This is a genomic window from Leucobacter ruminantium (assembly GCF_017565705.1).
Classification (GTDB): Bacteria; Actinomycetota; Actinomycetes; order Actinomycetales; family Microbacteriaceae; genus Leucobacter; species Leucobacter ruminantium.
In genome coordinates this window covers 42620-65115 of record NZ_JAGDYL010000014.1, presented here as the reverse complement: position 1 = coordinate 65115, position 22496 = coordinate 42620, and the positions used below count along the sequence as shown (strand labels likewise).

The 22496-nt window shown below is 70.0% G+C and carries 21 protein-coding genes; 14 read left to right on the top strand and 7 right to left on the bottom strand.

Annotated elements, in window-relative coordinates; all coding sequences use genetic code 11:
- Window positions 1-42 precede the first annotated feature (42 nt).
- Window positions 43-2736 (top strand): translation initiation factor IF-2, encoded by a 2694-nt coding sequence (gene infB / locus J4H91_RS09225; RefSeq protein WP_208045971.1) that lies wholly within the window; start codon window positions 43-45, stop codon window positions 2734-2736.
- A gap of 156 nt (window positions 2737-2892) precedes the next feature.
- Here the strand turns inward: infB and J4H91_RS09220 are convergent, their stop codons facing one another.
- From J4H91_RS09220 to J4H91_RS09205, 4 genes are all read right to left on the bottom strand, one after another.
- The gene (locus tag J4H91_RS09220) at window positions 2893-3303 is read right to left on the bottom strand and encodes a VOC family protein (RefSeq protein WP_208045970.1); all 411 of its coding nucleotides are present in this window, start codon (window positions 3301-3303) and stop codon (window positions 2893-2895) included.
- Window positions 3304-3313: 10 nt separating this feature from the next.
- Window positions 3314-3727 carry a helix-turn-helix transcriptional regulator gene (locus J4H91_RS09215; RefSeq protein ID WP_208046006.1) on the bottom strand — a complete coding sequence of 138 codons (414 nt, stop codon included), beginning with the start codon at window positions 3725-3727 and terminating at the stop codon, window positions 3314-3316.
- Between the two features lie 175 nt (window positions 3728-3902).
- Entirely contained in the window at window positions 3903-4808 is a 906-nt protein-coding gene (locus J4H91_RS15890; protein WP_341783499.1) for a DUF805 domain-containing protein, read from the bottom strand.
- Between the two features lie 112 nt (window positions 4809-4920).
- Window positions 4921-5514 (bottom strand): DUF805 domain-containing protein, encoded by a 594-nt coding sequence (locus J4H91_RS09205; protein ID WP_208045969.1) that lies wholly within the window; start codon window positions 5512-5514, stop codon window positions 4921-4923.
- Between the two features lie 130 nt (window positions 5515-5644).
- Here J4H91_RS09205 and rbfA point away from each other — a divergent pair, with 130 nt between their 5' ends.
- Window positions 5645-6082 (top strand): 30S ribosome-binding factor RbfA, encoded by a 438-nt coding sequence (gene rbfA / locus J4H91_RS09200; protein WP_208045968.1) that lies wholly within the window; start codon window positions 5645-5647, stop codon window positions 6080-6082.
- A gap of 169 nt (window positions 6083-6251) precedes the next feature.
- Here rbfA and J4H91_RS09195 read toward each other — a convergent pair whose 3' ends face one another.
- Window positions 6252-7136, bottom strand: coding sequence for an A/G-specific adenine glycosylase (locus J4H91_RS09195; protein ID WP_208045967.1), 885 nt, complete (start codon window positions 7134-7136; stop codon window positions 6252-6254).
- Between the two features lie 91 nt (window positions 7137-7227).
- Here J4H91_RS09195 and truB point away from each other — a divergent pair, with 91 nt between their 5' ends.
- The 7 genes from truB (at window position 7228) to J4H91_RS09160 (ending at window position 15065) form a co-directional block, all read left to right on the top strand.
- A complete protein-coding gene (gene truB, locus J4H91_RS09190; RefSeq protein WP_208045966.1) occupies window positions 7228-8235 on the top strand; it encodes a tRNA pseudouridine(55) synthase TruB in 1008 nt (335 codons plus the stop codon).
- On the top strand, window positions 8232-8588 hold the full coding sequence (locus J4H91_RS09185) for a hypothetical protein (RefSeq protein WP_208045965.1): 357 nt from the start codon (window positions 8232-8234) through the stop codon (window positions 8586-8588). Before truB ends, J4H91_RS09185 begins: the two co-directional genes overlap by 4 nt.
- Before the next feature lie 132 nt (window positions 8589-8720).
- Window positions 8721-10010 (top strand): HAD family hydrolase, encoded by a 1290-nt coding sequence (locus tag J4H91_RS09180; protein WP_208045964.1) that lies wholly within the window; start codon window positions 8721-8723, stop codon window positions 10008-10010.
- Between the two features lie 127 nt (window positions 10011-10137).
- A complete protein-coding gene (locus J4H91_RS09175) occupies window positions 10138-10605 on the top strand; it encodes a hypothetical protein (protein ID WP_208045963.1) in 468 nt (155 codons plus the stop codon).
- Window positions 10605-11534 (top strand): bifunctional riboflavin kinase/FAD synthetase, encoded by a 930-nt coding sequence (locus J4H91_RS09170; RefSeq protein ID WP_208045962.1) that lies wholly within the window; start codon window positions 10605-10607, stop codon window positions 11532-11534. The genes J4H91_RS09175 and J4H91_RS09170 overlap by 1 nt, the downstream gene beginning before the upstream one ends.
- 181 nt (window positions 11535-11715) lie before the next feature.
- Window positions 11716-13839 (top strand): DEAD/DEAH box helicase, encoded by a 2124-nt coding sequence (locus tag J4H91_RS09165; RefSeq protein WP_208045961.1) that lies wholly within the window; start codon window positions 11716-11718, stop codon window positions 13837-13839.
- A gap of 188 nt (window positions 13840-14027) precedes the next feature.
- Window positions 14028-15065, top strand: a complete 1038-nt coding sequence (locus J4H91_RS09160) for a 6-phosphofructokinase (RefSeq protein ID WP_208045960.1) — start codon at window positions 14028-14030, stop codon at window positions 15063-15065.
- Window positions 15066-15122: 57 nt separating this feature from the next.
- Here the strand turns inward: J4H91_RS09160 and J4H91_RS09155 are convergent, their stop codons facing one another.
- Window positions 15123-15395 carry a mycoredoxin gene (locus J4H91_RS09155; RefSeq protein WP_208045959.1) on the bottom strand — a complete coding sequence of 91 codons (273 nt, stop codon included), beginning with the start codon at window positions 15393-15395 and terminating at the stop codon, window positions 15123-15125.
- A 265-nt stretch (window positions 15396-15660) separates the two neighbouring features.
- Here J4H91_RS09155 and J4H91_RS09150 point away from each other — a divergent pair, with 265 nt between their 5' ends.
- From J4H91_RS09150 to ilvA, 4 genes are all read left to right on the top strand, one after another.
- Window positions 15661-17034: an inorganic phosphate transporter gene (locus J4H91_RS09150; protein ID WP_208046004.1), complete on the top strand. Its 1374-nt coding sequence runs from the start codon at window positions 15661-15663 to the stop codon at window positions 17032-17034.
- Window positions 17031-17330, top strand: a complete 300-nt coding sequence (locus tag J4H91_RS09145; protein WP_208045958.1) for a hypothetical protein — start codon at window positions 17031-17033, stop codon at window positions 17328-17330. The genes J4H91_RS09150 and J4H91_RS09145 overlap by 4 nt, the downstream gene beginning before the upstream one ends.
- Before the next feature lie 131 nt (window positions 17331-17461).
- The gene (locus J4H91_RS09140; protein ID WP_208045957.1) at window positions 17462-18658 is read left to right on the top strand and encodes an AI-2E family transporter; all 1197 of its coding nucleotides are present in this window, start codon (window positions 17462-17464) and stop codon (window positions 18656-18658) included.
- Window positions 18655-19893 (top strand): threonine ammonia-lyase, encoded by a 1239-nt coding sequence (gene ilvA / locus J4H91_RS09135; protein ID WP_208045956.1) that lies wholly within the window; start codon window positions 18655-18657, stop codon window positions 19891-19893. The genes J4H91_RS09140 and ilvA overlap by 4 nt, the downstream gene beginning before the upstream one ends.
- Here ilvA and J4H91_RS09130 read toward each other — a convergent pair.
- Window positions 19890-20627: a TetR/AcrR family transcriptional regulator gene (locus tag J4H91_RS09130; RefSeq protein ID WP_243752835.1), complete on the bottom strand. Its 738-nt coding sequence runs from the start codon at window positions 20625-20627 to the stop codon at window positions 19890-19892. The two genes, ilvA and J4H91_RS09130, sit on opposite strands and share 4 nt — an antisense overlap.
- A 77-nt stretch (window positions 20628-20704) precedes the next feature.
- Between J4H91_RS09130 and J4H91_RS09125 the strand changes: the two genes are divergently transcribed.
- Complete coding sequence (locus tag J4H91_RS09125; protein ID WP_208045955.1) at window positions 20705-22420, top strand: amidohydrolase; 1716 nt, start codon at window positions 20705-20707, stop codon at window positions 22418-22420.
- Window positions 22421-22496 lie beyond the last annotated feature (76 nt).

The following is a 22496-nucleotide window of genomic DNA, read 5'->3' as shown; positions in this document are numbered from 1 at the left end:
AATGGTTCTCGCCTGTCTGGCGTGAACCCAGACAGGAGAAAAGTGGCAAACCCACGCGTACACGAGATCGCTACGGAGATCGGTGTCGACAGCAAGGTCGTGCTGGCCAAGCTGAAGGAAATGGGAGAGTTCGTCAAGGCGCCCTCTTCCGCGATCGCGCCCCCGGTGGCGCGCAAGGTCAAGGCGGCGCTCGAAGCCGACGGCGTCGCGAAGCCGAAGGGCGATGCGCCCGCCGGCGAGCAGTCGGCTGCGAAGCCCGCGCAGAAGAAGCCGGGCGGCCCGAAGCCGGGCCCGAAGCCCGCGCCCAAGCCGGCTGCGAAGCCCGAGCCCGCTCAGCCGAGGGCCGATGAGCCCTCGTCTAAGCCCGCGGCTCCGGCTCCGTCGAAGCCCGCTGCGAAGCCTGCAGGGGCCAAGCCGGCGTCTTCCAAGCCCGGCCCGAAGCCCGGTGCTCCGAAGCCCTCGGGCCCGCGTCCGGGCAACAACCCGTTCGCCTCGAGCCAGGGCATGGGCATCCCGCGCCCGCCGCGTCCGGGCAACAACCCCTTCTCGCCCAACCAGGGCATGAACCGCGGCGGCGCAGGCCGTCCCAACCCGGGCAACATCCCCCGCCCCGCTCCGCGCCCGCAGGGCGCAGGCGCGGGTCGCCCCGGCGGTCCCGGCCGTCCGGGCGGCGGCGGTCGTCCGGGTGGCGGTGGTGGCGGCTTCAACCGTCCCGGCGGTGGCCCCGGTGCAGGCGGCGGTTTCGGCGGTCCCCGTCCGGGCGGCGGCTTCGCCGGTCGCGGTCGCGGCGGTCGCGGTGCCGGCACGGCCGGTGCGTTCGGCCGCGGCGGCTCCAAGAGCAAGGCGCGCAAGTCGAAGCGGGCGAAGCGGCAGGAATTCGAGATGCGGCAGGCGCCGTCGATCGGCGGTGTCCAGGTACCCCGCGGCGACGGCAGCACGCCCATCCGTCTGCGTCGCGGCGCATCGCTGAGCGATTTCGCCGACAAGATCAACACGAGCGCGTCGAACCTCGTCACGATCCTCTTCCACCTCGGCGAGATGGCGACGGCGACGGAGTCGCTCGACGAGGCGACGTTCGAGATCCTCGGCGACGAGCTGGGCTACAAGATCCAGATCGTCTCTCCCGAGGACGAGGACCGCGAGCTGCTCGAGGGCTTCGACATCGACATCGATGCGGAGCTCGAGGAGGAGGGGGACGACGTCCTCCAGCCCCGGCCCCCGGTGGTCACCGTCATGGGTCACGTCGATCACGGCAAGACCCGTCTGCTCGACGCCATCCGCAAGGCCGACGTGGGCGGCGGCGAGGCCGGCGGCATCACGCAGCACATCGGCGCCTACCAGGTGCACACGCAGCACGAGGGCGTCGATCGCGCGCTGACCTTCATCGATACCCCGGGTCACGAGGCGTTCACCGCCATGCGCGCCCGTGGTGCGCAGGTCACCGATATCGCGATCCTCGTGGTCGCGGCCGACGACGGAATCATGCCCCAGACGATCGAGGCGCTGAACCACGCTCAGTCGGCCGGTGTGCCGGTCGTGGTCGCGGTCAACAAGATCGACAAGGAGGGCGCGAGCCCCGACAAGGTGCGCCAGCAGCTCACCGAGTTCGGTCTCGTCTCCGAGGATTGGGGCGGCGACACGATGTTCGTCGACGTCTCGGCGAAGAACAACATCGGTATCACCGAGCTGCTCGACGCGGTGCTCCTCACGGCCGACGCGGGTCTCGACCTGCGGGCGAACCCCGACAAGGACGCCCGCGGCGTCGCCATCGAGGCGAAGCTCGACAAGGGCCGCGGCGCGGTCGCGACCGTGCTCATCCAGTCGGGCACGCTCCGGGTCGGAGACGCCATCGTCGCGGGCACGGCCTACGGCCGCGTGCGCGCGATGCACGACGAGAACGGCGAGGCCGTGCTCGAGGCGCTGCCCTCGCGTCCGGTGCAGGTGCAGGGTCTCTCGAGCGTGCCGCGCGCGGGTGACAACTTCATCGTCACCTCCGAGGACCGCACGGCCCGCCAGATCGCGGAGAAGCGCGAGGCCGCCGAGCGCAACGCGATGCTCGCGAAGGCCCGCAAGCGCATCAGCCTCGAGGAGTTCACGAAGGCGCTGGAGGACGGCAAGGTCGAGTCGCTCAACCTCATCATCAAGGGCGACGTGTCGGGTGCCGTCGAGGCGCTCGAGGAATCGCTCATGAAGATCGAGGTCGACGACTCGGTGCAGCTGCGCATCCTGCACCGCGGCGTCGGCGCGATCACCGAGTCGGACGTGGATCTCGCCACGATCGACAACGCGATCGTCATCGGCTTCAACGTGCGCCCCGATGTCAAGGCCCGCGAGCGCGCCGCGCGCGAGGGCATCGACATCCGCTTCTACAACGTCATCTACAACGCGCTCGACGACATCGAGAACTCGCTCAAGGGCATGCTCAAGCCCGAGTACGAGGAGGTCCAGTCGGGTGTGGCCGAGATCCGCGAGGTGTTCCGCTCCTCGAAGTTCGGCAACATCGCCGGTGTCATCGTTCGCAGCGGCACCATCACGCGCAACGCGAAGGCGCGCGTGATCCGCGAGGGCGTCGTGCTCGCCGATGGCCTGGCCATCGAGTCGCTGCGCCGCTTCAAGGACGACGTGACCGAGGTCAAGACCGACTTCGAGTGCGGTATCGGCCTCGGCAAGTTCAACGACATCCAGGTCGGCGACGAGATCGAGACCACTGAGATGGTCGAGAAGCCGCGCGCCTGAGCGGCTTGCGAAGGGCGGTCAGGATCGGCGTGCGCTGATCCTGACCGCCCTTTTGCGTGCCCGCCGCACGATACAAGTAGGAGATCCTCATTCAGGCGGATGGAAACGCGAGATACGTCCTGCCCGTGTGAGGATCTCCTGCTTGGACGCCGCCGCTCAGGCGAGCTGCTGCACGCGCACCGTGTTGCCCGCGGGGTCGCGGAAGGCGAAGTCGCGGGTTCCCCAGTCCTGGTCCATGGGTTCCTGCAGCACTTCCGCGGTCGAGGCCTCGACCCGCTCGAAGAGCTCCTGGAGCTCGTCGGTGGCGAAGACGATGGAGGCGTAGGATCCCTTCGCGACCAGCTCGTGGATCACCCGCTTCTCGTCCTCGGTGAGACCGGGGTCGACGGCGGGCGGGGTGAGCACGATGGAAGTGTCGGGCTGGTTCGCGGGGCCGACCGTGATCCAGCGCATGTCGCCGTAGCCGACATCGTTGCGGACCTCGAATCCGAGCACGTCGCGGTAGAACGCGAGCGAGGCCTCGGGATCGGTGTGGGGCAGGAACGTTACGTGGATGTTGATCTTCATGGCTGCAACGCTACTCGTGCGACCGTTGCGGCACTTCTCGATTCCTGACCGGTTTCGTGACCCGCATCGTGATGATGCCGGGCAGCCCGGTGAGGGGTGGCGATCCCTCGCGTCGGTATCGCCCGGGAGGCATGCCGACGAGTTCGGTGAAGCGGGTGGTGAAGGTGCCGAGGGATCCGTATCCCACCGCGAAGCAGACCTCCGTGACGCTGAGGTCGCCGCGGCGCAGCAGTGTCATGGCGCGCTCGATGCGCCTGGTCATGAGGTAGCTGTAGGGCGATTCGCCGTAGGCGGCGCGGAACTCGCGGCTCAGGTGTCCCGCCGACAGTCCGACGCCTCCGGCGAGCGACTCGACGTCGAGGGGGCTCGCGTACTCCCGGTCGATGCGGTCGCGCACGCGGCGCAGCAGCGCGAGATCGCGCAGGCGGTGCTCGAAGCGCGCCGCGGAGGCCCGGGCGCTCCGGTCGTCGGCTCCGGACGGGCTGGGTTCGGATGGGAGCGTCACGGTCTCATTCTCCTCCACGAACGACCGAGGGCGAGGGATCCCTCCCTCGCCCTCGCATCACGGGTCGCGCCGAATCGGCGCAGCCGTCATGGGATCAGCTGTAGTCGAAGCGGCGCCCCTCGGCCTTCGACGGCATGAGCGTGAAGATGAGCACGACGATGCTGCCGATCCAGCCGATGTAGTTGAGGAACGGGATCATGGACCCGAGCACCAGCAGGTACAGCGGGCCGGCGAAGTTCGCGTCGTGGAGGCGGCGCCAGCCGATCGCGAAGGTCGGCAGCAGCATGCCGAGCCAGACCAGGACGTAGAGGCCGCCGCCGATTACGAGCAGGGCGATGGCGCCCGCCGAGGCGCCGGGACTGTAGTCGTAATCGTAGGAGTACGAGTAGGCGGAGGAGGACATCACCGCGACGAAGCCGATCACGAGCAGGATCGAGGGGATGAGGCTCACGAGGAATGAGAAGAGTGCGACCCACCAGTACTCGCTGCGCGAGGCGCGCCCGCTGAACTTCGCGTATCCCTTGAAGAACCGCCTGATCGCCTGGCCGAAGCTGGCGCCGTAGAGCGGGCGGGTCATGTCGTCCGGGTTCACGGCGCCGTCGTAGGGGCCGCCAGGTCCAGGCTCGACCCCGTATGCGGAGGCGAACTGCGGGGCCCCGTATCGCTGCTGGTACTGGGGCGCTCCGTACGAGGGCGCCTGGGGCGCTCCGCCGTACTGGGGCGCCTGGGGCGCGGCCTGCGGTGCTCCGTACTGCGGAGGCTGCGGCGCACCGTACGGCTGCTGCGGAGCGCCGTACTGCGGTGACTGAGGCGGCTGCGGGGCACCGTACTGCGGCGGCTGCTGCGGAGCATAGCCGGGCTGCTGCGGCTGCGTCGATTCGGGCCTGCCCGGCGCGGCCGGCGCCTCCGACTGCGCCGGCGTCGACTGCTGGCCGTCGCCCTGCTGCTGGGAGCCGCCGTTCGGCTGCTCGGGGTGTTCTGGGTTCGGCGGGAGCGTCACGATTCTGACTTCCTTCTTATATAGCGGAACGGTGAGGGATCGCGATCCCTCACCGTTCCATCGTAGGCCGACGTCCTCTCGGCGTCGGGGACGCCTGGCCGTCGGGCTCGGATCAGCGCGCGTCGAAGCGGCGACCCTCGGGCTTCGGAGGCATGATCGTGAAGACGAGCACGACGATGCTGCCGATGGAGGTGAGCGACAGGAACCAGAAGGGGCCCGCGAAGTTGGCGTCGTGCAGGCGACGCCACGCGATGGCCAGCGACGGCACCAGCACGGCGAGACCGATGATGAGCATCAGGATGCCGCCGATGGCCATCATCGCGACGCCACCGCCCGCGGCCGCCTCGGCCCCGGGAGCGGCGGTGACCTGTCCGTACTCGTCGACCGACATGCTCGTCGCCGCGGTCGCCGCGACGCTGCCGACGCCGATGAAGTAGAGGATGCCGGGGATCACCTGCAGCAGGAAGACGAAGAGCTGGGCGAACCAGTACTCGCTGCGCGAGGCGCGTCCCTTGAAGTTGGCGTAGTTCTTGAAGAAGCGCTTGACGGCCTGGCCGAAGCCGGCGCCGTAGAGCGGGCGGGTGAGATCGTCGGGGCTGCTCGCCCCATCGTAGGGCTCTCCCGGGCCGGGCACGCCGGTGGCGTAGGCGGGTGCGGCCTGGTAAGGCTGCCCCGGCTGGTTCGGGTTCTGCGGCTGATAGCTCATCTGTCGTGTCCTTTCGTGGCGGCTTCCGGGCCGCGTCGATATACCAGGCTATTCTCATTCTCACTCGATCGCGACTCGGACGTCCTCGGTGACGGGGCGCGGCGCCCGATACCGGCGCTAGGCTTGAAGCATGAGCAATCCACGTGCGGGCAAGGTCGCGGAGCGGATCCAGCAGATCATCGCGAGGCGACTCGAGAAGGGCCTGAGGGATCCGCGCCTCGGCTTCGTCACGATCACCGACGTGCGGGTCACGGGCGATCTGCAGCAGGCCAGCGTGTTCTACACGGTCTACGGCGACGAGCAGGAGCAGGCCGACTCGGCCGCGGCGCTGAAGGCGGCGACCGGCATGCTGCGCAGCGAGGTCGGCAAGCAGCTCGGTACGCGCCTCACGCCGGCGCTCGAGTTCATCCACGACGAGCTTCCGGAGAGCGCGCAGCACCTCTCCGATCTGCTCGCCGAGGCGAAGCGCCGCGACGAGGAGGCGGCCGCGCTCGCGGCGAACGCGCGATACGCGGGCGACGCCGACCCCTACGTGAAGCCGCGCGAGGACGACGAAGAGGACGACTGAGCGAGGCTCCGTCGCTCCTCCGCTGATTGAGCGAGTGCGCGGATCGTAAAGAAGAAATCGCGACAGCGATTTCTCACTATCCGCGCCGACGCCACCGCGTCGGAGTCGAAATCGAGGATTGTGTCTGGGTTTCGACTCCTCGCAGGCTCGTCGCTCAACCAGCGGGGCTCTACGGCAAGCGCGCGGCGCCCTCGAACTCGACCACGAGACCGTCGGCGATGAGCGAGTCGTAGGCGCGCCTCGGCTGCGCCGCGTCGCGCACGCCGCCCTCGCCCGCGGCGGCGATCACCTCGTCGACGGCGATGGGATCCCTCGCCCCTCGCAGCAGCGCCATGATGCGCCCCCGCACCTGCCGGTCGCTGCCCTCGAACCTCGCCTGCCTCGGCCGCTTCTGCGGGGCGTTGTCGGGGTAGCCGGCTCCGCGCCACTCGCACCACTGCGCCACGGGGCACTCCGCGCAGCGGGGAGCGCGGGCCGTGCACACCGTCGCACCCAACTCCATCGCGGCGGCGTTGAACACGGCGGCCTCTCGGGTATCCTCGGGCAGCAGCGCCTCCATGTCGGCGAGATCGCGAGGCGATGGCATGCCCGCCGCCGCTCGCCCGTGCACGAGCCGCGCGATGACCCGCCGGGTGTTGGTGTCCACCACGGGGTGGCGGTCGCCGAAGGCGAAGGCCGCGACGGCGCGCGCCGTGTACGGCCCGATGCCCGTGAGTGCGAGCAGCCCGTCGATGTCGGAGGGTACGCGGTCGCCGTGCCGTTCGGCGATCTCGACCGCCGCCCGATGCAGCCAGAGCGCGCGTCGGGGGTAGCCGAGCCGACCCCAGGCGCGCACGGCCTCGCCCGCCTCCTCCGCCGCGAGCGCCGAGGGGCGCGGCCACCGCTCCATCCACTCGAGCCAGCGGGGCAGCACGCGGTCGACCTGGGTCTGCTGCAACATGAACTCCGAGACGAGCACGCCCCAGGGGTCGATGTCGGGGGAGCGCCAGGGCAGATCCCTCGCCGCACGCGCGTACCAGGCGTTCATCGCCTCCGAGATCTGCCGCGCATCCATCGGTCCAGTGTAGGGAAGCGCCGGGCCCGTCGCGTGCGCAGACGGCACGGCCGGCGTTCGCGGCACGGCCCGCGCTCGCTAGGCTGGGGGAGTGACGAACGAGCTCTCGAGACTGCCCGAGCAGGGCGCGGTTCTGCTGGTCGACAAGGCCGAGGGGTGGACGAGCCACGATGTCGTCGCGAAGGCGCGCCGGGCGCTCGGCACTCGCAAGGTCGGCCACGCCGGCACGCTCGACCCGATGGCGACCGGCCTGCTCGTGCTCGGGGCCGGGCCGGCGACGCGGCTGCTCACCCACCTCGTGGGCCTCGAGAAGACCTACACGACGACGATCCGGCTCGGCGTCTCGACCGTCTCCGACGACCGCGAGGGGTCGATCCTCGACATCGCGGCTCCGGCCGACGTCGAGGCGCTCGCGGCCGATCCGGGGCGCATCGCGCGAGCGGTGGAGGCGCTCACGGGCGATATCGAGCAGGCACCGAGCGCCGTGAGCGCGATCAAGGTCGACGGCCGCCGGGCCTACGATCGGGTGCGAGCCGGCGAGCAGGTGGAGCTGAAGAAGCGGCCGGTGCGCATCGAGTCGTTCGAGATCGAGGAGCCCAGGCTGGTCGCGGCCGTGGGACTCTCGGGCGGTGAGACGCCGGTCGACGTGGTCGACATCGACGCGGTCGTGCGGTGCTCGTCGGGTACCTACATCCGCGCGCTCGCGAGGGATCTGGGCGAGGCGCTCGGCGTGGGCGGGCACCTGGTCGCGCTGCGGCGCACCGAGGTGGGTCCCTTCGATCTTGCAGCCGCCACGACCACGGAGCAGCTGGTCGAGGGGCGCGTCGGCGCGCTGCTCGAGCCGGCCGACGTCGCGCGGTCGCTGTTCCCCGAGCTGCCGCTCACCGCCGAGCAGGCGGTCGACCTCGGCAACGGCAAGCGCGTGGAGGTCGACGCCGATCGGCACGCCGATGCGAGGCTCGCGGCGGCCGTGGCTCCCGACGGGCGTCTGGTCGGCCTCGTCGAGGTGAAGCGGGGGCGCACGCGGGTCGTTACGAACTTCCCGGTGCCCGCCGCGTCCGCGGGGAGCGCGGCGCAGACCGGGGGAGCCGCGCGGTGATCCTGTGGTTCGGGGTCGCGACCATCGCGGTGGGCATCGTCGCGGGCGTCGTCTGCCTCGTCGTCGCTCTCCGCAAGCAGGGGCCGAACGACTACACGCTCGGCGTCACGCTGCTGGGGGCGGTGCTGCTGCTCGTGCAGATCGTGATCTCGATCTTCGCGCCGCTGGCGGGCAACGACGCGCGGGGCGACCCCCTCGAGTTCTGGATGTACCTGATCGTGGCGTTCATCATGCCGCTCGCCGCGGTGTTCTGGGCGCTCGTCGACCGCTCCCGCTGGGCGAACTACGTGCTCGCGGTGGTGAACCTCTCGGTCGCGGTGATGACGTACCGCATGCTCGTCATCTGGGGCTGACCTCTTGACCCGGGGCGCGCGTTCCGGAAGACTGTGGTGAACTTAATGGTCTAAAAACCGACCATTAAGGTTGCTGTCCCTCAATGACGAGGCCGGGGCGAATCGACGACCGCCTCGGCAGTAAGGATACACATGCCGCACATCGCACGCCCCCTGATCGGCCTGGCCGCAGCGGCGGTCTTCGCCTCCGGGCTCACCGCCTGCTCGGCCCCCTCCCCGAGCGGCGAGGACGAACCCGCCGAAGCCACCGGCTGTCGCACCCTCGACGAGCAGGTCGAGTGGCCCGACGAGGCCCGCACCGCCCTCGATGAGCTGCTCACCTCGCAGGGCGCGTGCGCCGGCGATGACGCGGGCAACGACGCGCCCGTCGCCATCTTCGACTGGGACAACACGGTCGTGAAGAACGACATCGGCTACGGCACCAACTACTGGATGCTCAACAACGACAAGATCCTGCAGCCCGAGGGGCAGGACTGGGGCACGACCAGCCGATACCTCACCCCGGCCGCAGTGACGGCCCTCGGCGAGGCGTGCGGCACCGAGACGCCCGCGGGCGAGCCGCTGCCCACGTCGACCGACACCGCCTGCGCCGACGAGATCGTCGCGGTGCTCGATGGTGAGACGACGGGCGGCGAGGAGGCCTTCGACGGCTACGATGCGCGCCGCATCAACGCGGCCTACGCGTGGAGCGCGGCCCTGCTCGCCGGGTACACGCCCGAGGAGGCGCAGGACCTCGCGGCGCAGGCGAAGGAAGAGCTGCTCGCCGCCGACGAGGGGGCGAGCTGGACCGTCGGCACCACCGAGGTCGACGGCTACGTGCACGTCTACGAGCAGATCGACGACCTCATCGGCGCCATGCACGAGAACGGCATCGAGCCCTGGATCGTCTCGGCGTCGTCGCAGCCCGTGGTGCTCGCATGGAGCGACGAGGTCGGCATCGACGCCGAGCACTCGATCGGCGTGCGCAACCTGCTCGACGGCGAGGGCCGGATCACCGCGCACCTAGAGGGCTGCGGCGACATCGCCGACGGCGAGGACGCCGTCATGACCTACATCGACGGCAAGCGCTGCTGGGCGAACCAGGAGATCTTCGGCATCACGGGGGCCGCTGCGTTCGAGCAGGCGCCGGCCGACGTGCGGCAGATCTTCGGCGCGGGCGACTCGGACACCGACGTCACCTTCATGGAGGATGCGACGGAGCTCCGTCTCGTCATCAACCGGAACAAGACCGAGCTCATGTGCCGCGCGCTCGACAACGAGGACGGCAAGTGGGTCGTGGTGCCGATGTTCATCGACCCGAAGGAGCCGAACGAGGAGGGCTACGCCTGCTCGACCGAGGGGCGCATCGAGCCCGACGGCGGCACCTCGCCGCTGAAGCGTGCCGACGGCAGCGTCGTCGAGGACCAGTCCGAGGCCGTGTAGGGCGCCGCGACGGTGGGGCCGGGATCCCTCGCGGAGAGGCATCCCGGCCGAGCACCGGCGCCTCGAGCACCGGGGCGCCGCTGCGGACGCAGCGGATGCTCCCCGTGCCCGCGGTACACTGGAGCGCGTGTCAGACGCCCAGTTCCGCCACCCCGACGAGCCCGGGGCGCCCGAACGACACGGGGGACTCGGCAACGTGCTCGTCGCGGTCTACATCGTGCTCGCGATCGCCGCGACGTGCCGCTCGGTCTACCAGATCATCACCCGGTTCGACGAGGCGCCCGTCGCCTACGCGCTCTCCGCGGCCGCCGGCCTCGTCTACATCGTGGCCGCCGTCGCGCTCGTCAAGCGGTGGCGGACGGTCGCGTGGGCCGCGCTCGGCTTCGAACTGCTCGGCGTGCTGACCGTCGGCACCCTCAGCGTGACGCACACGGATGCGTTCGGCCACGACGACACCGTCTGGTCGATGTACGGCGCGGGCTATCTCTGGATCCCTCTGGTGCTGCCGGTGCTCGGCATGCTGTGGCTGCGCGGCCTCGGCCGCGAGGAGGAATCGCTCCAAACCGCCCCGAACCCGAACGAGAGTCTCTACTGATGCGGATCATCGAAACGCTCGAGGCGATCGACCCCGCGGATTTCCCGGAGGGATCCGCGGTGGCGATCGGCAAGTTCGACGGCATCCACCTGGGGCACCGCGCCATCCTCGAACGCGTGCGGGGGGCTGCTCCCCTTCGCTCGGTCGTGTTCACCTTCGCCAACAACCCCCTGAGCCTGCTGCGGCCCGAGCGCTGTCCGCGCCCGCTGACGAGCCGGGAGCAGCGCATCGAGGCCTTCGAGACCGCCGGGATCGACTGCTGCGCGATGGTCGAGTTCGACGCCGACCTCGCGGCGATCCCCGCGGAGGAGTTCGTGGAGCGGGTGCTCGTCGGTCGGCTGAACGCGAAGCTCGTGGTGCTGGGCGGCGACTTCCGCTTCGGGCGGGGCGGGGCGGGCGACCCCGACCTGCTGCGGCGGATGGGAGAACGGCTCGGCTTCTCGGTCGATGTCGTGGGCTGGGTGACCGATGAGGGGCCGCAGCAGGTCTCCTCCTCCCGCATCCGCGAGGTGATCCTCGCGGGTGACGTCGTCGCCGCGACGCGCATGCTGGGACGCGAGCCCTCGGTGCGCGGCGAGGTCGTGCACGGCGATGCGCGCGGGCGCGAGCTCGGCTTCCCGACCGCGAACCTCGGCGGGCGCATCGAAGGGCTGGTGCCGGCCGACGGCGTCTACGCGGGCCGGGCCGTCATCGGCGGCGTCGCGCATCCCGCGGCGATCTCCGTGGGCGTCAACCTCACCTTCGAGCCCGACGGAGAGCCGCGGGTCGAGGCGTATCTGCTCGACTTCTCGGGCGACCTGTACGGCGAGCGCATCGAGGTGCGCTTCGCCGAACGGCTGCGCGGGATGGAGCGCTTCGACTCGCTCGACGCGCTCGTGGCGCAGATGCGCACCGACGTCGAACGCACCAGGGCGCTCACGCGATCGTAGGCGGTGTTCGCTCGCGGCGGTCACTCACCCGTTCACGGATACGAATGGTAGAGTAGTCGCCAGGTCGTGCCCTGCGCATTCTTCATCGGCCCCGTGCTACGCACGCTGTCAGGCCAGGGATCGCAGGCCGTTCTCGTCTCGGTGAGACTTCCGGGGCGAATCACTCTGATCAGGAGATGCATTGGCAACCACCACTGCCACGCGCCAGTCGAGCGCGAAGGGGCGCACGGGCGCTCGCCGCAAGCACAGCCACAACGAGGGCATCATCCCGCTGCTCGCCCGGGCGGTGCGGGAGGTCGAGGCCTCGGCGCAGCGGGGCAAGGCGACCCCGGCGAATCGCACCAAGTTCCACGTGATCGCGCTGCTCATGCGCGAGGAGCGGGCCCGGGTGAAGACCGACGAGAGCGTGAGCGAGGCCGAGCGCACCGAGACCCTCAAGCGCCTCGACGGCGTCGCCGCGATCCTCGCGAAGACCGCGGCCCGCGACACGAGCCTCATCACGCTGCTCGAGCCCGCCGCCCCGATCACCGAGGCCACCCGTCTGCTCAAGCGCAAGATGCTCGCCCAGGCGGGCATCGAGCTGCCCGAGGAGGAGAAGGCCGCCCCCGAGCCGGCGCAGGCGTTCGTGCCGCCCGAGCTCGCCGAGCGGCAGGTCGAGCCGGCGGGCGTCGAGGTGCGGATGCTCGCGAACCCGTTCCTCACCCCCGACCTCACGCCGCCGAAGCAGCCCACCCCGGTCGTGCGCCTCGCCAACTGGGAGCTGCTCTCCCCGCTGCTCAAGGCCTTCGAGCAGGGCGGCGGCGGTTCGGCGTGCATGGAGCTGCCGGAGCCCCCGGTGCCCGACCGTCTCGCCCCTCCCGGGCGCGAGCTCATGCCGCACCAGGCCCGCTTCCTCGCGAGCGTGGCCGAGGGGCACCGCAGCTTCCTGCTCGCCGACGAGCCCGGTCTTGGCAAGACGGCGCAGTCGGTGCTCGCCGCATCCGTGGCCGAGTCCTACCCGCTGCTCGTGGTCGTGCCCAACGTCGTGAAGATGAACTGGGCGCGCGAGGTCGAGCGGTGGACGCCGCAGCGGCGCGTCACCGTGATCCACGGAGACGGCGACGACATCGACGCCTTCGCCGACGTATTCGTGGTGAACTACGACATCCTCGATCGCCACCTGAGCTGGATCTCGCGGTTCGGATTCAAAGGCATGGTCGTCGACGAGGCCCACATGATCAAGAACGTGCAGTCGCAGCGCTCCCGCAACGTGCTCGCGATCGCAGAGAGCATCCGCGAGCGCACGCCCGGCGTATCGCCGCTGTTGATCGCGCTAACGGGCACGCCGCTCATTAACGACATCGACGATTTCCGCGCCATCTGGCGTTTCCTGGGCTGGGCCGGCGCCGACAAGCCGGGGCCCGAGCTCATGGCGAAGCTCGAGAACAACGGCTGGACGCCGGCCGATCCCTCGTTCTATCCCGAGGCGCGGCAGAGCGTCATCGACATGGGCATCGTGCGCCGCCGCAAGATCGACGTCGCAGCCGACCTGCCGGCGAAGCGCGTGGTCGATCTGCCCGTCGAACTCGACGACGAGCTGGGTCGGGGCATTCGCGACGCCGAGGCGAAGCTCGCGCGCAAGCTGCTCGATCGCTTCCTCGCGGTCAAGAACGGCAAGCTGGGGGAGAAGCTGGGCGATGAGGCGATCATCCGCATGGTCTGCGCGCAGGAACTCGAGGAGTCGAACGCCTCGGCGGACGGCATGAACGTGTTCACCATGGTGCGCCAGATCGGCCAGGCCAAGGCCGGCCTCGCGGTCGACTACACGGCGCAGCTCGCCCGCTCGGTCGGCAAGGTCGTCTTCTTCGCCAAGCACGTCGACGTCATGGACCGCGCCGAGGCGCAGCTCGCGGAGGCGGGGCTGCGCACGGTCTCGATCCGCGGAGACCAGACCGCCGCGTTCCGCCAGGAGCAGATCGACGCCTTCAACAAGGACGACTCGGTCTCGGTCGCGGTGTGCTCGCTCACCGCAGCGGGCGTCGGCGTCAATCTGCAGGCCGCGTCGAACGTGGTGCTCGCCGAGCTGTCGTGGACCGACGCCGAGCAGACTCAGGCGATCGACCGTGTGCACCGCATCGGCCAGGAGGAGCCGGTGACCGCATGGCGCATCATCGCCGCGCAGACGATCGACGCGAAGATCGCGGAGCTCATCGACGGCAAGGCCGGCCTCGCCGCCCGTGCGCTCGACGGCGCCGCGGCGCCCGCCGAGGACGAGGACTCCGTGCAGCTGCGCGCCCTCATGGAGGTGCTGCGCTCGGCGCTGTAGGGCTCGGCGGGACGTGATCGGAAGGTCTCACGGCCTGGTACCGACGATGGCCGCGGCACGCCCGAGTGCCTGGCCGATTCGGTGCCCATTTTGGCAGGAACGGAACTGTTCGTCATGATCCTGCCATCGCTAGCATGGTCGTGTCAGGCGAGGCGCTTCGCCTCGCGAGTCGGAACAGCGGGAGAGTCATGCGCATCGGTGTCCTCTGCTCGGGAGGCGACAGCCCGGGGATGAACGCGGCGATCCGAGGGGCGGTGCTCCGCGGGGTCGACGTGCACGGATTCGACATGGTCGGGTTCATGGACGGCTGGCGCGGCTTCCACGAGGGGGAGTGGATCCCGCTCGACCGTTCGACGGTGCGGGGTCTCTCGCCTCTCGGCGGCGTCATGCTCGGCACGAGCCGCGCGCGCCCGTTCGTGCACGGCGACGGCGACGAGTCCGACATGCGGGTGATCAGGGAGCGCATGGCCGAGTACGGCCTCGACGGCTTCCTGCTCATCGGCGGCAACGGCACGCAGACCGTCGCGAAGATGCTGAACGACGCCGGCATCAGGGCGATCGGCCTGCCCAAGACCATCGACAACGACCTCGGAGGCACCGACTACACCTTCGGCTTCGATACCGCGGTGTCGATCGCCTGCGAGGCCGTCGACCGGCTGCGCACCACGGGCGAGTCGCACCGTCGGTGCATGGTGCTCGAGGTGATGGGGCGCAATGCCGGCTGGATCGCCCTGCACGCCGGCATGGCCGGCGGCGCTCAGGTCACCCTGATCCCCGAGCACCCCGAGTCGATCGAGCAGATCTGCGAGTGGGTGCTGAGCGTGCGCAACCGCGGTCGCTCCTCCCTCGTGGTGGTCGCCGAGGGTTTCAAACCCACCGGCTTCGACGACGAGGTGACGCGCGAGGGCCTCGACGGCTTCGGGCGCCCGCGGCTGGGGGGCATCGCGGAGGTGCTCGCGCCGCTCATCGAGAGCCGGACTGGGATCGAGACCCGCGCCACGGTGCTCGGGCACGTGCAGCGCGGCGGCTCGCCCACCGCCTTCGACCGGGTGCTCGCCACCCGCACGGGTCTCGCGGCCGCCGACGCTGTCAAGGAGGGACTGTGGGGCACGATGATGGCTCTTCGCGGCGACTCCATCGAGTTCGTCTCGCTCGAGGAGGCCGTGAGTCGGCTCAAGACGGTTCCCGCCGACCGCTACGAGCAGGCGCGCCTCAACTTCGGCTGAGCCGGATCCCTCGCCCATCTCCCGACCGGGAGCGCAGCGCCCGGTGCGTCTCGCGGCCTACGCGAGAGCGAGCTTGACGTCGTTCAGCGACGGATTCGTCGCGGTCGTGCCATCGGGGTAGATCACGGTCGGCACCACCGCGTTGCCGCCGTTGATCGACTTCACGAGGTCCTCGGTGCCCGGGGTTCGCTCGATGTCGACGATGGTGTAGCCGATGCCGGTCTTGTCGAGCATCAGCTTCAGCCGCTTGCAGTAGCCGCACCACTCCGTCGAGAACATCGTGACGGTGCCGGCTTCGGGGGTGAAATCTGCGATCTGCGCGGTGTCCATGGTGCTCCTCGTGCTGCGTTCGGTACTCCGGCTGAAACCCCGCCGCCAGCCGGGCTATTCCCGGTGCCCCGCGCCACTGCGCCCGGGCCTCCGTCGCGGGGTAAACGGCTGGTGAACTCGCCTGCCTCAGCTTGACCGAGTCCCGGTGAGGTGGAACCATGATAACGGCGCGCGCAGGTCCTCCGTCGATGCTGAACGAACGGTGAAGCAGTGAGGGCAGGTGAGCTGGCCTCCTCCCGAGCCCGACCCCGAACGAAAGACGCCGGTGGAACTCACCCTCATCGTGCTGCTGGTCATCGTGCTGGCGCTCTTCTTCGACTTCACGAACGGTTTCCACGACACCGCCAACGCGATGGCGACGCCCATCGCCACCGGTGCGCTGAAGCCGAAGACCGCGGTGCTGCTCGCAGCGATCCTCAACCTGGTCGGCGCCTTCCTCTCGACGGAGGTCGCGAAGACGATCTCGGGAGGTCTCATCAACGAGGGCGACGGGGGCGTGCTGATCACCCCCGAGATGATCTTCGCCGGCCTCATCGGAGCGATCGTCTGGAATCTCGTGACCTGGCTCTACGGGCTGCCGTCGAGCTCGTCGCACGCCCTCTTCGGCGGCCTCATCGGCGCTGCGATCGTGGGTGCGGGAGTCGCGGCGATCAACGGCGGCGTGTTCATGTCGAAGATCCTGATCCCCATGGTCGCCGCCCCGCTCACCGCGGGCATCGTCGCCTTCACCGCGACGAAGGTCGCCTACGCGATCACGCGACGCCACGACGGCAAGAAGGACGGCCGCGGCCGCTTCCGCTACGCGCAGATCGCCTCCTCCTCGCTCATCGCGCTCGCCCACGGCACCAACGACGCGCAGAAGACCATGGGCGTCATCACGCTCACCCTCGTCGCCGCGAACATGCAGGATCCCGGCACCGGCCCGCACCTCTGGGTCGTCGTCGCGTGCGCCCTCGCGATCGCGATCGGCACCTACTCCGGCGGCTGGCGCATCATCCGCACGCTCGGCGCGGGCCTCACTCAGGTGAAGCCCGCTCAGGGCTTCGCCGCCGAGACCTCGACGGCGGCCACCATCCTCGCCTCGAGCCACCTCGGCTTCGCGCTCTCGACGACCCAGGTCGCCTCCGGCTCGGTCATCGGCTCCGGGCTCGGCCGCCGCGGTTCGAGCGTGCGCTGGCGCACCGTCGGACGCATCGCCTCGGGCTGGCTCTTCACCCTGCCCGCGGCCGGAGCGGTCGGAGCGCTCGCGGCGGGCATCGCGCACCTCGGCGTGATCGGTGTGATCGCCGACGCCGTGCTCGGTCTCGGCTTCATCCTCTTCATCTTCTGGCGCTCGAGCCGCAACAAGGTCGATCACTCGAACGCGCTGCCGGCGCCGGCACCCTCCGATGTCGCCGAGTCGGGCTACGCGGTGCGCATCCGCAAGGGCAAGGTCAAGCCGGTCAAGACGCAGACGGGATCCATCCCTCCGCTCACCCCGGTCGCCCAGTCGGCAGTACGCGCCGACCAGGCCGCGCGGGAAGCGGAGAAGGCCGCCCGCGAAGCCGAGAAGGCCGCCCGCGAGGCGGAGGAGGCCGCGGAGAGAGCTGCGCGCGAGGCCGAGGAAGCCGGCGGATCTGCGAAGGGTGACGAACGATGAACATCGACTGGACGGCCTTCCTGATCGTCTTCGCCGCGGCACTCGGCTCCGCGGTGTTCGTGGTCGCGCTCTACTCGCTCGGCATCCGCTTCCTCGCGACCCCGGCCCCTCCGGTGCGCAGGGAGGACGGCACCTTCGAACCGAAAGGACCGTCGCGCGACGACGAGGACGACGACGTCGAGGGCGTGGGACGCCCCCGCTGGGCGACCGTCGCCGCGAACATCTGCTTCGCGTTCTCGGTGCTCGCGGTGCTGGTCGGCATCTTCCTCATCGTGCCCGCGCTGCACTTCTGGTAGGCGGGACGGTTCGCGAGGGATCCCTCGCCGCCGCGCACGCTCGACGCCTCGCGGACTCTCGTGCGTGATCCCTCGCGGTCCCTCACGGGATATATGGCAGGTGCACACCTGCCCCTCGCTAGGATTGTGCCGTGGAAGAGCGTAGAGGCGAGGAGGCGGCCGCGAATGCGAACGCCGAGCAGGAGCTGCCGCTCGGGGTGCGCATCGCGGCGGCGTGGTCCTGGCGCCTGATCCTCATCGGGCTCGCCTGCGCGGGGGTGCTCTGGCTCATCGTCCAGGTGCGCATCATCGTGATCCCGCTGCTCGTCGCGATCCTGCTGACCGCCCTGCTCGCCCCGGTCGTGCACTGGTTCGAGCGCCAGGGTGCACCCCGCTGGGTCGGCATACTCACATCGCTGCTGATGTTCGTCGCCTTCGTCTGGGTGCTCGTCACGCTGATCGTGACGCAGCTGCGCAACGGATTCGACGACGTCGCCAAGCGTTCCGAAGCGGTCTGGTGGGATCTGCTGAACTGGGTCGAGAGCAACAAGCTCGGGCTCTCGGCCGATCAGATCGACGGCTTCGTCGCCCAGCTCATGAAGACGGTCGAGGAGCACCAGTCCGCGATCTGGAACGGCGCGCTTGGCGTCGCCACGAGCGCCGGACAGTTCGTCGCGGGCGCGCTGCTGACCCTCTTCTCGCTGATCTTCATGCTGATCGACGGGAAGCGCATCTGGTACTGGGTGCTGGGCTTCCTTCCCGCACGGGCGCACGCCCCGGTCGATGCCGCGGGGCGCGCGGGCTGGGTTTCGGTCGGGCAGTACGTGCGGGTGCAGATCTTCGTGGCCTTCGTCGACGCCGTCGGCATCGGTCTCGGCGCCGCGCTGCTCGGCGTGCCGCTGCCGATCCCGATCGCCGTGCTCGTCTTCCTCGGATCGTTCATCCCGTTCCTCGGCGCGATCTCGACGGGTGCCCTCGCCGTGTTCATCGCGCTCGTCTACAACGGACCGGTCAACGCCGCTGTGATGCTCGGCGTCGTGATCCTCGTGAACCAGATCGAGGGGCACGTGCTTCAGCCCCTCGTCATGGGCAGCGCCGTGCGCGTGCACCCGCTCGGCGTCGTGCTCGCGGTGTCGACCGGAGCGCTGCTCGCGGGCGTTCCCGGCGCTCTGTTCGCGGTGCCGGTCGCGGCGGCCGCGAACTCCATCGTCAACACGCTCGTCGGCAGGCGATGGGATGGCGGAACGGATCCGGTCGCCGACTACCACCGGCGTGAGAAGACACACCAGAAGGCCAAGCACCGCGCCCGCGCCCTCGCGCGTCTGCGGCGCAAGGAAGGAAGCTCATGATCGAGGCAGCCCCCCGGCTCGAAGACTTCGAACGCGCGCTCGACGTCGTGCACCGCATCACGCAGCGCACGCCTCTCGAGTCATCCCGCTATCTGGCCGAGGTGCTCGGCGTGCCGAGCGTCTACCTGAAGTGCGAGAACCTGCAGCGAACGGGCGCCTACAAGCTGCGGGGCGCCTACAACCGCCTGCTGCAGCTGAGCGACGAGGAGCGCAAGCGGGGCGTGGTCGCCGCCTCAGCCGGCAACCACGCGCAGGGAGTCGCCTTCGCCGCGCGCGAGCTCGGCGTCAAGGCCACCATCTTCATGCCCCTCGGCGTCGCCCTCCCGAAGCTGCAGGCCACCCGCGGATACGGCGCGGACGTCGTGCTCGAGGGGGCGACCTTCGACGAGACCAATCGTGCCGCGCAGGCCTTCGTCGCCGAGACGGGCGCACTGTTCGTGCCGCCCTTCGACCACCCCGCGATCATCGAGGGGCAGGGCACCGTCGCGCTGGAGATGCTCGAGGCGCGCCCCGACATCGAGACGATCATCGTGCCGATCGGCGGGGGAGGGCTCATCTCGGGCGTCGCGGCGGCCGCGAAGCAGTGGGCCGCGCGCGAGGGCCGCACGATGCGCGTGATCGGCGTGCAGTCGGAGAACGCCGCGCCGTTCAAGCCTTCGCTCGACGTGGGTCGGCCCGTGACGATCGAGACGCGGCCGACGATCGCCGACGGCATCGCCGTCGCACGACCCGGTGATCTGACCTTCGAGATGGTGCGCGAGTACGTCGACGAGGTCGTCACGGTGAGCGACGACGACATCGCCCGCGCGATCGTCATGCTGCTCGAGCGCGCGAAGCTCGTGGTCGAGCCTGCCGGTGCGGCGGGCGTCGCCGCGATCCTCTCCGGCAAGGCGAAGGCGAAGGGCGTGACCGCGAGCGTGCTGTCAGGCGGCAACATCGATCCGCTGCTGCTGCAGCGCGTGATCGGGCACGGTCTCGCTGCGTCGGCTCGCTACATGAAGCTCCGCATCCTGCTGCCCGACATTCCGGGTCAGCTCGTGCGCACGGCGTCGATCGTCGCCTCGCAGAACGCGAACGTGGTCGAGGTGATCCACACGCGCCACGCCACCGAGTTGCCGATCAGCGAGGTCGAGCTCGAGCTGCACATCGAGACGCGCGGGCACGAGCACGGAGATGCCGTCGCCCAGGCGCTGCGCGACGCCGGCTACGTCGTGCGGGTGGGCGAGCGGTACTAGGCCGCCCGGCTCATGTAGTCCGCTCCGGCCTGCGCGGCGAAGAGCGCGATCGCGCGGTGCGCGTCCTCGAGGGTGATGCTGCCTCCCGCGACGATGTGCAGCCCGTACGCGTCCTCGAGCGCCACGAAGTTCATCGCGATATCGTCGAGGGGCCCTGTGAGCGCGAACTCGCCGGACTCGACTCCCTCGGAGAGGATCGAGCGGAACAGCGCGAGCTGTTCGGCGTAGAGCTGCTGCACGAGTTCGTCGTGCAGGGGCGACTTGCCCGCCAGCACATCGAACTCGTAGAGCAGGCGCATGAGTGCGTCCTCGGGCCCGTTCGGCAGACCTGCGGCTACCGCGGTCGCGAGTTTCGCCCGTGCCCCCTCCTGCTGCGCCACGAGTGCGGCGCGCTCGGAACCGACGCGCTGCATGCCGGCGGCGTGCGCCTCGACGAGGATCGCGTCGAGGTCGTCGTAGTAGTAGAGCAGTGCGCCGCGGGTGACACCCGCCTGGTTCGCGACGTCGGTGAGCGAGAGGTCGCGGAGGCCGTGCTCGGCCGCCGCTTCGAGCGCTGCCGCGATGACCTCTCGGCGTCGTCGCTGCTGCGTGCTCGGTCTGGCCATGCCTGCCAGTATGCCAGTCGCGAGGGATCCCTCGTCGGGGCACGCGCGGCGCGGTGCTCCCGAGCGGCGATGCCGGGGAGAGAAGCCGAGGGATCCCTCGCGGAAGAATGCGAACCAGTTTCTTGACAATCGAGTAAATTAATTTACTCTTGAGTTAAATAACTGATCGGGCGGCGACGGAGCCCGCGCGAGATCCGGGAGATGACATGGCAGTCGACACGCTCTACACCGGCGGCAAGATCCGCACCTTCGACCCCGAACGTCCCTGGGCCGAGGCGCTCGGCGTGATGGGCGACCGCATCAGCTACGTCGGCAGCGCCGCCGATGCTCCCGCCGCCCGCCGCACGGTGCAGCTGGAGGGACGCCTCCTCACCCCCGGTGTCGCTGACACCCACAACCACCTGCTGCTCGGCTTCGACGACCTCGCCGTGAGCCTCGACCAGGTGACGAGCCTCGACGTCGTGCGCGCCCGCATCGCGGAGTTCGCCGAGACCCACCCCGAGCTCGAGTGGATCTGCGCCGAGAACGCGCTCTACTCCGTGGTCGAGGGCCGCCGCCCCAACGCCGACGACCTGGTCGGCGTCACGGACAAGCCGGTCTTCATCACCACCTACGACCAGCACTCCGTCTGGCTCAACCGCCCCGCCCTCGCGAAGCTCGGCATTCTGAACGGCGGCGACATCGCCTGGGGCAACCCCGAGATCGATGCGACGACCGGCGAGCCGACGGGGTGGGTCACCGACTTCTACACGAGCGCGATGACGATCGACGGCCTCGCCGAACTCCAGCGCGACATCCCCATGTACTCGCCGGATCGCCGCTACGCGAAGATCGCGAACAGCCTCGACATGGCCGCCCGCTTCGGCATCACGACCGTCGTCGAGCCGCAGGTGCCGCTCGCCGAGCTCGACCTCTTCGCCCGCGCCGAGCGCGAGGGGCGCCTCACGAGCCGCACGATCGCCGCAATCTACCACCCGGTCGGCGCCGACGGCGACTTCCGCGCCCGCATCACCGAGGCGATCCGCGAGACCCCGCAGCACGACCGCTTCAAGCTCGGCCCGGTCAAGCTCTACGCCGACGACGTGATCGAGCCGCACACCGCCGCGATGCTCGAGGACTACGCGAACCGCCCGGGCCACCGCGGCCACACGAGCCTCGAGCCCACCGAGTTCACGAAGCTCTTCACCGAGCTCGACCGCCTCGGCTACCAGGTGCACACGCACGCCACGGGCGACTGGGGGATCAGGCTCACGCTCGACTCGATCGAGGCGGCGCAGCGGGCGAACGGCCGCACCGACACCCGCCACGGCATCGTGCACGTCGAATGCCTCGCACCCGAGGACCTGCCGCGCTTCCGCGAGCTCGGCGTCGTCGCAGCGATGCAGCCCCGCCACGCCTCGCCCGACCTCGTCGCCGGTACTTGGATGGAGAACGTCGGCGAGGCGCGCTGGGATCAGGCCTGGCGCTTCCGCTCCATGATCGACTCGGGCGCCCGTGTCACCTTCTCGAGCGACTGGCAGGTCGGCGAGATGGATCCCCTCGTCGGGGTCTACAGCGCGATGACCCGCGCCGGCCTCGACGGCTCCCAGGCCTGGACGGCTCACGAGCGCGTCGGGCTCGACGCCGCGCTCGAGGCCTACACGAAGGGCGGCGCCGAGGCCTTCCACCACGAGAACGCGCTCGGCATGCTGCGCGAAGGCTACCTCGCCGACCTCGTCGTCTGGTCGGGCGACCTCTACGGCATGGAGCCCGCCGAGATCCTCGCGCAGAGCGCAGACCTCACGGTCGTCGGCGGCACCGCGATCCACGACGCGCGCGGCGAGCTGGGCGGGGCGGCGGCAGCCGCGCACGCACAGGATCCCGCGGGCACGGGGCAGAGCTGCAGCGAGCCCGGCGACGACCACCACTGCCACAACCACTGATCCGTTCCTGCGCTCGTCCCCTGAGCTTGTCGGAGGGGCGAGTCCGGGCTCTCGCTCCCTTCGACAGGCTCAGGGA